At 71.6% G+C, this 13,456-nt stretch carries 9 protein-coding genes; 1 reads left to right on the forward strand and 8 read right to left on the reverse strand.

Annotation, left to right across the window (positions count from 1 at the left end; translation table 11 throughout):
- Positions 1-3 precede the first annotated feature (3 nt).
- Positions 4-1,125, reverse strand: coding sequence for a M24 family metallopeptidase (locus tag ABD875_RS01920; RefSeq protein ID WP_345170778.1), 1,122 nt, complete (start codon positions 1,123-1,125; stop codon positions 4-6).
- Positions 1,122-2,603, reverse strand: coding sequence for an MFS transporter (locus tag ABD875_RS01925; protein ID WP_345170779.1), 1,482 nt, complete (start codon positions 2,601-2,603; stop codon positions 1,122-1,124). The genes ABD875_RS01920 and ABD875_RS01925 overlap by 4 nt, the downstream gene beginning before the upstream one ends.
- A gap of 111 nt (positions 2,604-2,714) precedes the next feature.
- Here ABD875_RS01925 and ABD875_RS01930 point away from each other — a divergent pair, with 111 nt between their 5' ends.
- Positions 2,715-4,070, forward strand: a complete 1,356-nt coding sequence (locus tag ABD875_RS01930) for a threonine/serine exporter family protein (protein ID WP_345170780.1) — start codon at positions 2,715-2,717, stop codon at positions 4,068-4,070.
- Positions 4,071-4,075: 5 nt separating this feature from the next.
- Here the strand turns inward: ABD875_RS01930 and ABD875_RS01935 are convergent, their stop codons facing one another.
- The 6 genes from ABD875_RS01935 to ABD875_RS01960 all read right to left on the reverse strand — a co-directional run bounded on the left by ABD875_RS01935 (position 4,076) and on the right by ABD875_RS01960 (position 13,434).
- Positions 4,076-7,135, reverse strand: coding sequence for a fibronectin type III domain-containing protein (locus ABD875_RS01935; protein WP_345170781.1), 3,060 nt, complete (start codon positions 7,133-7,135; stop codon positions 4,076-4,078).
- 66 nt (positions 7,136-7,201) lie between these two features.
- Complete coding sequence (locus ABD875_RS01940; protein ID WP_345170782.1) at positions 7,202-8,236, reverse strand: LacI family DNA-binding transcriptional regulator; 1,035 nt, start codon at positions 8,234-8,236, stop codon at positions 7,202-7,204.
- Positions 8,233-9,738, reverse strand: a complete 1,506-nt coding sequence (locus ABD875_RS01945) for a sugar ABC transporter ATP-binding protein (protein WP_345170783.1) — start codon at positions 9,736-9,738, stop codon at positions 8,233-8,235. The genes ABD875_RS01940 and ABD875_RS01945 overlap by 4 nt, the downstream gene beginning before the upstream one ends.
- Before the next feature lie 29 nt (positions 9,739-9,767).
- Positions 9,768-10,790 (reverse strand): ABC transporter permease subunit, encoded by a 1,023-nt coding sequence (locus tag ABD875_RS01950; RefSeq protein WP_345170784.1) that lies wholly within the window; start codon positions 10,788-10,790, stop codon positions 9,768-9,770.
- Positions 10,787-11,836 (reverse strand): ABC transporter permease, encoded by a 1,050-nt coding sequence (locus ABD875_RS01955; RefSeq protein ID WP_345170785.1) that lies wholly within the window; start codon positions 11,834-11,836, stop codon positions 10,787-10,789. Before ABD875_RS01955 ends, ABD875_RS01950 begins: the two co-directional genes overlap by 4 nt.
- Complete coding sequence (locus tag ABD875_RS01960) at positions 11,833-13,434, reverse strand: sugar ABC transporter ATP-binding protein (RefSeq protein WP_345170786.1); 1,602 nt, start codon at positions 13,432-13,434, stop codon at positions 11,833-11,835. The genes ABD875_RS01955 and ABD875_RS01960 overlap by 4 nt, the downstream gene beginning before the upstream one ends.
- Between the last annotated feature and the right edge of the window lie 22 nt (positions 13,435-13,456).

Genomic DNA, 13,456 nt, shown 5'->3' on the forward strand with positions numbered 1-13,456 from the left:
CGTTTACGCGACCACGGCGATGCCGTGGTCGGTGTTGTTGAACCGGCGGCCGCCGTCCTCGGTGACCGTCACGATGTCCTCGATCCGCACCCCGAACCGCCCGGTCAGGTAGATGCCGGGCTCGACGGAGAAGCACATGCCCGGGACGAGCGGCTGCTCCTCGCCCTCGATCATGTACGGCGGCTCGTGCGTGGTGACCCCGATGCCGTGGCCGGTGCGGTGGATGAACCGCTCGCCGTACCCGGCCTCGGTGATCACCCGGCGCGCGGCCCGGTCGACCTCCTGGCAGGAGACCCCCGGCCGGACCGCGTCGACGCCGGCCTGCTGCGCCGCGCGGACGATGGCGTGCACCTCGCGGAGCTCCGCGGACGGCTCGCCGACACTGACGGTGCGGGTCGTGTCGGAGCCGTAGCCGTACTTGAGCCCGCCGAAGTCGAGCACGACCGCGTCGCCGTCCTGGATCGTCCGCTCGCCGGCCTCGTGGTGCGGGTTCGCGCCGTTCGGGCCGGAGCCGACGACCGTGAAGTCGACCTGTTCGTGGCCGTGGCGGCGCAGCAGCTCGGCCAGGTCCGCGGCGACCTCGGTCTCGCGGCGCCCGGCGAAGCGGACCTGCACGATCTCGAGGTACGTCGCGTCCGCGGCCGCGCCTGCCGCCTCCAACCGGACCAGCTCGTCGGCGTCCTTGACCGCCCGCATCATCGGCAGCGCCTGGGTGAGCGCGCGGTACCGGGTGCCGGGCAGCGCCCCCTCGAGGCCGAGCAGGTGCATGGCCCAGGCGTTGTCGGAGATGCCGAACGTCCCGCCGGGGCTGACCAGCGGCGCGGCGGCGGCGTAGGGGTCGACGCCGTCGGTCCAGTCGACCATCCGGACGGCCGCTGCGCCCGCGGCTGCCTCGGCGTCGGGGCGCTCGAGCGTCGGCACCAGCAGCGCCGGCTCGGCCGTCGCGGACACGACGAGCGCCGTGAGCCGCTCGGTGATCGCGGTCGGCTGGTAGCCGGTCAGCCACACGAGGTCCGGCCCGGGCGTCACGATCACCCCGGCGAGCCCCGCGGCCGCGGCGTCGGTGGCGACGCGCGCCATCCGGGCCGCGTAGTCGGAGGTCGTGAAGGGTTCCGGTGCGGTCACGAGGCGGCTCCCGAGGCCGAGGTGGGGATGGTGTGCACGACGGCGGCCGCGGAGGCGGCGGCGTCCTGGGTGGTGCCCGTCGCTGCCTTGTGGCGGCGGATCGCGACAACGGCGAGCAGGATGCCCAGCGCGCTGATCACCGCCATCAGCCAGGCCGCGGCCGCGAGACCGGAGGCGAGGGCGTCGGGCGCGCTGGCGCCGTCGTCGAGCTGGTTGGCCTGGACGGTGGCGTAGATGGTTGCGCAGAGGGCAGTGGCGACCGCGGCGCCGACGTACCGCGCCATGTTGGACACGCCGGACGCGCCGCCGACCTGCTCCTGGGGGACGCTGGCCGTCGCGGCGGAGGAGGCGGGACCGTTCGACAGGCCCATCCCGACCGCGATCGCGAGGATGGGGAGCAGGAAGGTCGCGTAGGCCCACGAGGACTGGGTGAACCCGATCGCGACGAATCCGACCGCCATCGCGATGAAGCCGATGCCGATGACCTGGCGTCCGCCCAGCTTGTGGGCGAGCTTCGGTACGAACGGCGCGACCACGACCAGCCCGACGGTGGCCGGCAGCGTCGCGACACCGGCCTGGAGCGGGCTGAAGTCGAGCGCCGCCGGGTCCTGGAAGTACAGGCTGAGGAGGTACATCAGCCCGTTGATCGTCCCGGCGCCGATCAGGATCGCGAGCGTGGAGCCGACCAGGATGCGGTTGCGCAGCAGCGCGAGGTCGAGCAGCGGGACGGCGACCCGCTTCTCGACGGTCACGAAGAGGAAGCCGAACACGATCGAGGCGGCGAAGCAGCCCAGCGTCCGAGCGTCGACCCAGCCCCAGTCGCCGCTCTTCGTGAAGCCGTAGATGAGCGGGACCAGCGTGGCCGCGATGAGCACCGTGCCCAGGTAGTCGATCGACCGGGGCCGGTCCGGGTCACGCGACTCCTGGATCGTGACGTACGTCAGCGCCATGCAGACCAGGGCGACGCCCGCGTCGATCCAGAACAGGCCCTGCCAGCCGGTGATGCCCACGAGGACGCCGCCGAGCAGGGGTCCGGCCGCGGCGCCGACGGCCGCGGCCGCGCCCCACAGCGACACGAACTTCAGCTGTTGGTCACCCGACGTCGCGACCGACAGCAGGCTGAGGCCGCAGGCGAGGATCGTGGATCCCGCGGCGCCCTGGATCACGCGGCCGGCGATCACCATGCCGCCGGTCTCGGCGAGCGCGATGAGGACGCAGGACAGGACGAACAGGAGCAGGCCGAGCTGGAAGACCCGCTTGCGCCCGAACACGTCACCGAGCGACCCGGACGTGATAATCACGGCTGCGCCCACCAGCGAGTAGCCGGTGACCGCCCACTGGAGGTCGTTGACCGACATGCCGGTGTCCTCGCTGATCGCGGGGAGCAGGATGCTCACCGCCGAGGTGTTCGCGTTGACCACCAGGGTGGACAGGCACGTGGCTGCGAGAACTCCGCCAGCCCTACCCGTGTCGCTCATCAACCCCTCCAGCCGTGGCTCGCGTGCACTGACCGTAGGAGCCGCGATCGTGGCGTCGCCTCCCCCCTTTCGGGCGAGTACGCCGACAGGGCGTGGCGGCATGCTGAGCGCGTGGAGGACGCCGGGGACCCGCGGGCCCGACGGCGCTGGCGCTCACGCCGGCGCGGGGTGATCGCGCGCATCGACGAGATCGCGCAGCGCGCCCTCGGCGACACTGCGATGGTGGCGCCGGTGCCGGACCAGGCGCCCGAGGAGGTGCTCGAGCTGTTGCGCGACCTCGGGGCCGCGATGAGTCGGGCGCAGGACAACGCGGAACGGATCACGCTGATCCTCGACGACGTGGCGAAGGCCTACGGCGCGTACGGCGTGAGCTTCTTCGTCCTGCCGACCGGCATCTTCGTGCGCATCGAGGCGGGCTCCTCGACGCGGGTGGACTTCGCGCCGACGTCGTCGCAGAGCAGTCTCCGGCTCGACCAGATCGACCAGCTGTACCGGGTCGTCGACGACATCCGGCAGGGCAAGCTCGACGTGGCGACCGCCAAGGCCCGGCTGGCCGAGCTGCTCCGCAGGCCACGCCGGCTCGGGATGGCCTCGGTCGTCATCGGCACCACGATCCTCACCCTCGGGCTCGGCCTGCTGCTGCACCCGACCGCGGGGGCCGTGCCGGCGTACCTGCTGCTCGGTCTCGTGGTCGGCGTGCTGCAGTGGGTCGCCGAGCGGGAGCGCACGCTCGCGATGCTCCTGCCGGTCGCGGCTTCGTTCGCGGTCACATGGGCGGCGTTCGCCTGGGCGGCGCCGACGTTCGACGCGGCCCCGCTGGACCTGGTGATCGCCGCGCTCGTGGTCTTCCTGCCCGGCGCAGCGCTCACCATGGCGACCGTCGAGCTCGCGGCCGGCTCGATGCTCTCGGGCTCTGCGCGGCTCGTGTACGGACTCCAGCGCCTGCTGCTCCTCAGCTTCGGCATCGCGATGGGCGTCCAGGTGGCGGGCCTCCCGGACCACGCGGCCACCTCCGAGACCCTCGGCGCCTGGGCCCCGTGGGTCGGCGTCTTCGTCTTCGCGGTCGGCCACTTCTTCGCCAGCGCGGCGCCGGGCCGCACGTTCGCGTGGCTCGTCCTGGTCCTGTACGTCGCCTACGCGGCGCAGTTCGCCGCGGGGGCGGTCCTCGGCTCCCTCGGCGGCAGCTTCGTCGCCGGCGCGGTCCTGCTGCCGGTCGCCTACCTCGTGCAGGACCGCAGGAGCGGGCCGCCGGTACCGGCGACGTTCCTGCCCGCGTTCTGGATGCTCGTGCCCGGAGCCCTCGGCCTGGAGGGCGTCACCCAGCTGATCGGCGACGAGGAGGTGGCCGGCCTGGGCGACTTCCTCAACGCACTGCTGGCCGTGGTCGCCATCGCGATCGGGGTGCTGGTCGGATCGGGCTTCTCCGAGCGGGTGGGCCGGGCGACGTCGCACTGGCGCGGGATCTAGCGTCGCTAGCGAGGCACCCGCACGGTGATCTTCTTGGACCGTTTCCCGACGCCGAGGTAGTTGGTGGCGGCGACCGAGAACCGGTACGTGCCGGGGTTGAGGCGCTCGAACACCGCGCTCTGGTTCTCCGGCAGGACGGTCTTGGCCGCTCGGCCGGGGTCGACGCTGACGACGTAGGTGATGACCGGTGCGCCGTTGTCCTCCGGCGCGGCCCAGGTGATCGTCACGGTCCGGCCGTCGACGGTCGCCTGGACGTCCTCGATGCGGGGCGGCCTGCCCGCGGGGATCACGGCGGGCGAGCTGAGCGACTCCGGGGAGGCGCCGACCGTGTTGGTGGCCGACACCGTGAAGGTGTAGCTGGTCCCGTTCGACAGGCCCTTGATCGTGGTGCGGGTTCGCGTGCCCGCCACCGTGGCCGTCGTGCCGCCGGGGTTGATGGTGACGGTGTACCCGGTGATCGGTGAGCCGTTGTCGGCCGGTGCGCGCCAGGAGACCACGGCCGAACGAGGACCGCGCGTCGCGTTCACCTCCGTCGGCGTCCCGGGAACGGTGGCCGGGATGACCGCGGCCGAGGCCGGGGACGCCGGCGACGACCCGAGCGCGTTGATGGCCTTGACGGTGAACGTGTAGGGGGTGCCGTTGGCGAGGCCGATGACCTTGGCCGTCGACATGGTCCCGGCGACGGACATGGTCGCTCCGCCCGGGCTGGCGGTGATGGTGTACGCCGTGACCGGTGAGCCGTTGTCCGCCGCGGGGGTCCAGGTGACGACAGCGGACTTGTCACCTCGCGCCGCGATCACGCCGACCGGCGGTGCGGGGACGGCGGCCGGGGTGACCGTGGCCGAGGCCGGCGACGGGAGGGAGGTGCCGACCGCGTTGGTGGCCGTGACGGTGAACGAGTAGGTGAGGCCGTTGATCAGGTCCTTGAACGTGGTCGTCGTCTTCGTGCCCGTCAGGACGACGGTCGCCCCGCCCGGGCTGGCGGTGACGGTGTAGCCGGTGATGGCGGCTCCGTTGTCCACGGCCGGCGTCCAGGTGACGACGGCGGACTTGTCGGCCCGGGTCGCGATCACGCCGGCCGGCGCGGACGGGACGGTGGCGGGGGTGACTGCCGGCGACGCGGTCGAGGCCGCCGAGGTGCCGACGGCGTTGGTGGCCCTGACGGTGAAGGTGTAGGCGACGCCGTTCGACAGGTTGCCGATCGTGGCGCTGTCGCGCTCACGCGAGACCGTCATCGTGGCCCCGCCGGGTGAGGCGGTGATCGTGAAGCCGGTGATCGGCGACCCGTTGTCGGCGCCCGGCGTCCAGGTGACCTGCGCCATCTTGTCGCCGCGCACGGCGGTGACGGCGGTCGGCGCCGCCGGCACCGCGGCCGGCGCGATCGCCGCCGACGGCAGGGACGGCAGGGAGGCGCCGTTCGCGTTCGTGGCGGTGACGGTGAAGGTGTAGGGGTTGCCGTTGGTCAGACCGGTGATCGTGGTGGTCGACATCGTGCCGGTGACGGTCTTGACGGCCCCGCCCGGCTGGGTGGTCACGGTGTACGACGTGATCGGGTAGCCGTTGTTGGACCCGGGCGTCCAGGTGACCTGGGCCGACCTGTCGCCGCGCACGGCCGTGACGGCGGTCGGCGGGGCGGGGATCGCGGCCGGCGTGACGGCGGTCGACGGGAGGGACGGCCGGGAGCTGCCGTTCGCGCTGGTCGCCGTGACCGTGAACGTGTACGCCGTGCCGTTGGTCAGGCCCGGGAACAACGTCGAGGTCTGGTTGCCGCTGGCGGTCCGGGTGGCGCCGCCGGGGGAGGCCTTGACGGTGAAGCTGGTGATCGGTGAGCCGTTGCTGGCTCCGGGCGTCCAGCTGACCTGGGCCGAGCGGTCGGCGCGCACCGCCGACACCGCGGTCGGCGGCTCCGGCACGGCGACCGGCTGGTTGAGGACGGTGAGCCTCGCCCAGTGCGTGTGCTGGGTGGGCTCGCGGTTCCCGAGCGCGTCGCGGAGCGGGGGCAGCACCACGGCCCAGGTGCCGGGCGCGGCCGTCGTGGGGATCGTGGCGGTGGCCCGGTAGGTGCCGTCCCGAGCGTCACCGGACGTGCGGGAGAGCGTGATCGGCCCGACGACCTGGCCGGTCGAGTCCGACTCGATGGACACCGCGGGTGCGACCGCTCCCGTGGCGTCGGTGATCCGGGCGGTGACGGTGACCTGCTGCGCGCCGGCGCTGACGTCGACCGTCGTGGGGGTGAACGCGTAGTCCTCCAGGACCGGCGCCGCGGTGTCGGGATGGACGTCCAGGACGGTCAGCGCCGTCGGGTGCCGGTGGTGGTTGAGCTCGCGGTTGCCGAGCGTGTCCGCGAGGGGGTCCAGGGTCACGGTCCACGCCCCGGCCGCCGCGCCGTTGAGGATGGTGGCGGTCGCCTGGTAGATCCCCTCGTGGTCGTCTCCGGCGATCCGGACCATGTCGAGCGGGCCGACGGCATGGTCGGTCTGGTCCGACGAGACGGTCACCTGGGGGGTGGCGGTGCCGGTCGCGTCGGTGATCCAGGCCGTGATGACGACGTCACGCGGCCCCGAGCTGACGTCCACCGTCGAGGGGGTGAACGAGAAGTCGGTGAGTGCCGGCGGATCCAGGTCGGCGTCGTCGTCGACGACCGCCAGCTTGGTCGGATGGGTGCTCTTCGCGCCGGCGTAGTTCCCGATGGTGTCGCCGAGCGCGTCGAGCGACACGCTCCAGGCGCCCGCTGCCGCACCCGCCGGGACCGTGACGGTGGCGGCGTAGATCCCGTTCTGCGCGTCGCCGGCGGTGAGCGTGAGGTCGGCGTACGCGGAGGCCTGGGTGGTCGAGTCCGAGGTCACCCGGACGCGCGGGGAGTCGACACCGGTCGCGTCGGTGATCTGGGCGGTGACCGCGACCTGCTGGGCGCCGGCGCTGACGTCGACGGTCTTGGGCGTGAAGTCGAACGTGACCAGGGTCGGGGGTGCGGTGTCCACGGCCGCCTCGGCAGGCGTGCCGACGCCGACCCCCAGCAGTGCGACGCTGAGGATCGAGACGAGCACGAGCCTGGACCGGGACACGCCTCCCTATCGGCAGGCGACGCCCGGACCTGACCCGAACCTGCCGGGAGCCGGCCGAGGTCCCGCTCAGTCGTCGTCGATGGGGCGGGTCGACTGGCGCACGATGAGGTGGGTGGGGATCGGGGTGTCCTCGGTCACCGCGCTCTCCTCCTCGACCGCGATCAGCACCTTCTGCATGATCAGCTCGCCGAGCGTGTCGAAGTCCTGGCGCACGGTGGTGAGGGGCGGGAACAGGTATCCGGCCTCGGGAACGTCGTCGAAGCCGATCACGCTCACGTCCTCGGGCACGCGCAGCCCGCGCTCGCGCAGCGCGGACAGCAGCCCGATCGACATCTGGTCGTTGCCGACGAACACGGCGACGCCCGGCTCGATGTCGAGCTCGGTGCCGAGCCGGTGCCCGCTCGCGGCCGACCAGTCGCCGAACACCGGCGGAACGATCTCGAGCCGGTGCGCGGCGAGCTCGTCACGCCACCCGCGGACCCGCTCGGTCGCGTCGGGTGCGTTGCGCGGTCCGGCGAGGTGGAGGATCCGGGTGTGCCCGATCTCGGCGAGGTGGCGCACGGCGGAGCGCGCGCCGCGGTACTGGTCGATCGAGACGATCATCGGGCTGCGCCGAGCCGTGGATGCCGCGACCACCACCGGGATCCGGAGGTCGAGGCTGCGCACGAGCTCGAGGACGGCCACGTCGACCACGACCAGCACGATCGCGTCCACGCGCTGGCGCAGCAGGGACTCGACCACCGCCCGGATCGCCTTCGGGTCACCGGCCGGGGCGCTGACCGACTCGACGTTGTAGCGCGCGGCGCGCGCGGCGAAGTTGAAGTGCATCGCGATCGACGTGGGGCCGTAGTCGGAGATGCCCGGTGTCACCAGCCCGATCGTGCGGGTGCGCTTGGTGACCAGCGCCCGCGCCGCGGGAGAGGGGCTGTAGTGCAGCTGGGCGATCGCCTGCTCGACGCGGGCACGGGTCGACGGCCGGACGTTCGGGAGGTCGTTGATGACCCGGGACACGGTCTGGTGGGAGACCCCGGCGAGGCGGGCGACGTCGAAGATGTTCGCTGCGCGGCCCTTGCCCGGCTCGGGGGCCGGCTCGGTGCTCATACGGCCTCCGGCCGGGCGACGAGCGCGGTGAGGGAGTCGGGGGTGAGCTCCTCGGACGGGACCGTGTCGAGGATCCGGCCGTCCTGCACGATCAGGACGCGGTTTCCGACGCGCAGCACCTCCTCGAGCTCGGCGGAGATGAACATGACCGAGAGGCCGTTGTCGGCGAGCTCGCCGACGAGGTTCTGCACCTCGACCTTGGCGCCGACGTCGATGCCGCGGGTCGGCTCGTCGAGGACCAGGACGCGCGGCGACAGCGCGAGCAATCGCGCGAGCAGCACCTTCTGCTGGTTGCCTCCGGACAGCGTGCCGGCCGGCCGGTCGAGGTCGGGCGGGCGGATGTCGAGCGCGTCCACCCAGCTCATCGCCAGCTCCCGCTGCCGGGCCGGGCGGATCCGGCGGAAGACCCCGCGCTCGGCCTGCAGGGCGAGGGTGATGTTCTCCTGGACGCTCAGCTCGCTGAGGATGCCCTCGCTGCGCCGGTTCTCCGAGGAGTACACGACGCCGAGGGAGATCGCCGAGCGCGGGTTCCCGAGACTCTCGTCGCAGCCCCGGATCCGGATGATGCCGCCGTCGAGCTTGTCGATGCCGGTGAGCGCCCGGGCGAGCTCGGTGCGGCCCGAGCCCAGCAGCCCGGCGACACCGAGCACCTCGCCCTCGATCATGTCGACGTCGGCGTCGTTGATGCCGGACCCGACCGACACCGCGCGGGCGCTGAGGAACGGCTCGGTGCGGTCGTCGGCGACGTGCAGCCGGGGCCGGGCGCGCAGCGACTCCGCGCTGCGCCCGAGCATCGCCTGGACCAGGTCGATGCGCAGGAACTCCCGGGTGAGGTACTCGCCGACGAGCTTGCCGTCGCGCAGCACGGTCACCCGGTCGCAGATCTCGTAGACCTGGTCGAGGAAGTGGGAGACGAAGATGATCGCGACGCCGCGCTCCTTGAGGTCGCGGATCACGCGGAACAGCTCGGCGCACTCGTCGAGGTCGAGGCTCGACGTCGGCTCGTCGAGCACGAGCACCCGCGCCTCGGTGGAGATGGCGCGGGCGATCGCCACCAGCTGCTGGACGGCGAGCGAGTGCCGGCCGAGGATCGAGGCGGGGTCGATGTCGAGACCGAGGTCTGCGAGCACCGCGTGGGCGCGTTCGCGCATCTCCTTCCAGTCGATCAGCCCGAACCGTCGCGGCTCGGCCCCGAGCGCGATGTTCTCCGCCACCGAGATGTTCGGCAGCAGGTCGATCTCCTGGTACACCGCGCGCACGCCGGCCTCCTGCGCGTCGTGCGGCGAGCCGAAGTCCATGACCTCGCCGTCCAGCCGGAGCTCGCCGTCCGAGAGCCGCAGCGCGCCGGTGATCGCCTTGATCAACGTCGACTTGCCCGCGCCGTTCTCGCCCATCAGCGAGTGGACCTCGCCCGGGAACAGCCGGAAGTCGACGCCGTCCAGCGCCGCGTCGGCACCGAAGTACACGGTCGCGCCGGTGAGCTCGAGCAGCGGACGTTCCACTCGGCCATTATCGCCGCCTCGCGGCGTGGCTATCTTCGACGCTCCGAACGGACGACGATCACCCGCTGCACGACGATGAACATCAGGAGCATCAGCCCGATGATGATCCGGGTCCACGACTGCTCCGCACCCTGGTAGGCGATGATCGTGTTGATCGTGCCGAAGACCAGCACGCCGATCACCGAGCCGAGCACGTAACCGGTCCCGCCGGTGAGCAGGGTGCCGCCGATGACGACCGCCGCGATCACGTCGAGCTCGGTGCCGATGCCGTTGCGCGGGTAGCCGGCGCCGGAGTACGCCGTCAGCACCAGGCCGGCGAGACCACCGCACACCCCGCTGATCACGTAGACCAGGACCTTCGTCCGGGCGACGTTGAGACCCATCAGCCGCGCCGACTGCTCGTTGCCGCCCACGGCGTACACCGTCCGGCCGAACCGGGTGTACTGCATGACGAACGCGCCGATGGCGGCGACCGACAGCGCGAGGATCCCGGTCGGGGTGATGTACCAGTCCCCGAGTCGCCAGCGCGTGGTCTGCAGCCACAGCACCGACTCGTTCTCCACGCGGATCGAGGACAGGCTGACCACGAACGCGAGGCCCCGGGCGAGGAACAGCCCGGCCAGCGAGGCGATGAACGGCTGCACGTCGAAGTACTGCACGAGCACACCGATGAGCAGCCCGATCGCGGCGCCGCCGAGCAGGATCACCGGGATCACCACGGCCGCCGAGTAGCCCTCGCCGAGCAGCTTGGCGCACGAGATGCCGGTGAACGCCATCACCGACCCGACGGACAGGTCGATGCCGCCGGTCACGATCACGAACGTCATGCCGACCGCGAGGATCAGGAGGTAGGCGTAGTTCAGGAGCAGCGCGGACATGTTGAGCGGCGTCAGGAAGTTGCCGAAGTGCACCTCCGCGCCGATCAGCAGCGCCACGAAGATGATCAGCGCCGCGAAGGTCGGCATCATCGAGGAGTGCCGGTCCAGGAACGTCCGCGTGTACGCCGCCGCGCGGGCACGTGGCGCGGCCGCCGCCGTGGTGGTGGTGCTCATGCCGTGACCTCCGCATCGCTTCGGACCTCGGGGGCTTCGCTTCTGCGGATCCCGCTGGTGAGTGTTCGGCCCCACTGGTGGACGCGGGGTGACTGGATGAGCACCACGATGACGACGACGATCGCGAAGAACACCGGGCTCTGCGCGGACGAGACACCGAGGAACAGGATCGTCGAGTCCAGGGTCTGGATGATCAGGACGCCGACCACCGTGCCGGCGATCGAGAACTTGCCGCCCATCAGTGACGTCCCGCCCAGCACGACGGCGAGGATCGCGTACAGCTCGATCAGGTCTCCGGCGGCGTTGGCGTCGGCGGCGCGGATGTTCGAGCTGTAGATGATGCCCGCGATGCCGGCCAGGGTCCCGCTGGCGACGTACGCGCCGAGGATGATGCCGCGCGAGCGCACGCCGGCAAGCCGGCTGGCCTCCGGGTTGATGCCGACCGCCTCGGTGAGGACGCCGAGCGCGGTGCGCCGCTCGATCACCGCGATCGCGGCCACGGCAGCCAGCCAGATGAACATGGCGAAGGGGAGGGCGAACAGGTAGCCGGTCGCCACGAAGTTCAGCGGCTCGCTGTTGACCGTGGTGATGAAGCCGTCGGTGATCAGGAGCGCGACGCCCCGGCCGGCGAGCATCAGCACGAGTGTCGCGATGATCGGTTGGATGTCGAGCACCGCGACGAGGAAGCCGTTCCACAGCCCTAGGACCAACGACACCCCGATCCCGGCGAGGATCGCGATGAGCACGGTGCCGGTGCTGCCGGGGCTGCTGGATCCGTCGATGATCGTCAGCGTCACCGCGCCGGACACCGCCATCACGGCGCCGACGGACAGGTCGATGCCGCGGGTCGCGATCACGAGGGTCATGCCGAGCGCGACGAGCATCAGTGGCGCGCTGTTGCGCAGGATGTCGATGAGCGCGCCGTAGAGCTCGCCGTCGCGGACGGTGACCTTGATGAACTGGGGTCGGGCCACGGTGTTGATGACGATCAGCGCGACCAGCGCGAACAGCGGCCAGAACAGCCGGTGCTTCATCAGCCTCGTCACGCGACGCTCCCTTCGCTCTGGGCCCCGGCAGGGGCATCCGCCTGGCCGTCATCCTGGCCCGTCATCGGGTCGTCGCCCTGGTTGGCCATGTAGTCGATCAGTCCGTCGACGTCGACGTCGTTGGAGTCGAGGACGCCGATCTGGCGCCGGTCCCTCATCACGACGACACGCTGGGCCAATCGAAGCACCTCTTCGAGCTCGGAGGAGATGAAGATGACGGAGAGTCCCTGGCTGGACAGCTCGGCCACCTTGCGCTGGATGTCGGCCTTCGCGCCGACGTCGATGCCGCGGGTCGGCTCGTCGAGGATGATCAGCTCGGGTGCGGTCGCCAGCCACCGGGCGAGCAGCACCTTCTGCTGGTTGCCGCCCGAGAGGGTACCGGCCAGCCGGTTCGGGTCGGCCGGACGCACGCCCAGGGCCGCGATGTACTCCGCGACCACGGCGTCGTGCTCGGCGCTGCGCATCTTGCGCAGCCAGCCGCGCCGGGCCTGGATGCCCAGCACGATGTTCTCGCCGACGGTGAGGTCGGCGATGATGCCCTCCTCACGGCGGTTCTCGGACGAGAACGCGATGCGGCGGTCGATGGAGTGCCGCGGTGAGGCCAGCTTGGCGGGCTCGCCGCGCAGCTCGAACTGGCCGACGTCGGGCCGGTCGGCGCCGTAGATCAGCCGGACGAGCTCGGTGCGGCCCGAGCCGAGGAGGCCTGCGATGCCGACGACCTCCCCGTCGTACACGTCGATGTCGGCGGGGGAGAGGACGCCGCGCTTGCCGATGCCGGAGGCCCGGAGCAACGGCGCCGCGGTGCGGTCGATGGTGCGCTCCGCGCTGGTGGCGATGTCGTCGAGCTCCTCGAGCACCTTGCCGATCATCTTGGTGACCAGGTCGGAGCGCGGGAGGTCCTGGGCGAGGTACTCGCCGACGAGCTGGCCGTTGCGCAGCACGGTGATCCGGTCGGAGATGTCGTAGACCTGCTCCAGGAAGTGGCTGATGAAGATGATCGCCACGCCCTTGGCGCGCAGGTCCCGGACCACCGAGAACAGCTGCTCGACCTCGTCGCGGTCGAGGCTCGAGGTCGGCTCGTCGAGGATGAGGACCCGCGAGTCGAGCACCATGGCCCGGCTGATCGCGACCAGCTGCTGGACCGCGATCGAGTGGCTGGAGAGCAGCGTGTGGGTGTCCAGGTGGACGCCGAGGTCACTGAGGTAGCGCGCGGCCTCGCGGTGCGTCGCCCGCCAGTCGATGCCGCGCAGGCTGCGCGGCTCGTGCCCGAGCATCACGTTCTCCCCGACCGAGAGGTTCGGGCAGAGGTTGACCTCCTGGTAGACCGTGGAGATCCCGGCGGCCTGGGCGTCGGCGGTGGACCCGAAGACGCGCTCCTCGCCGGCGACGCAGATCGTGCCGCTGTCGACGGAGTAGACGCCCGTGAGCGCCTTGATCAGCGTCGACTTCCCGGCGCCGTTCTCGCCCATGATCGAGTGGACCTCGCCGGCGCGCAGCGTGAAGTCCACGTGGTCGAGCGCCAGGACGCCCGGGAACTGGATGGTGATACCGCGCATCTCGACGAGCGGTTCGGTGTCGGCATGCAGGTGCGTGGACATGGACGTCGGCGACCCTTCTGGG

Origin of the sequence: Nocardioides caricicola, assembly GCF_039541135.1 — a bacterium.
Classification (GTDB): Bacteria; Actinomycetota; Actinomycetes; order Propionibacteriales; family Nocardioidaceae; genus Nocardioides; species Nocardioides caricicola.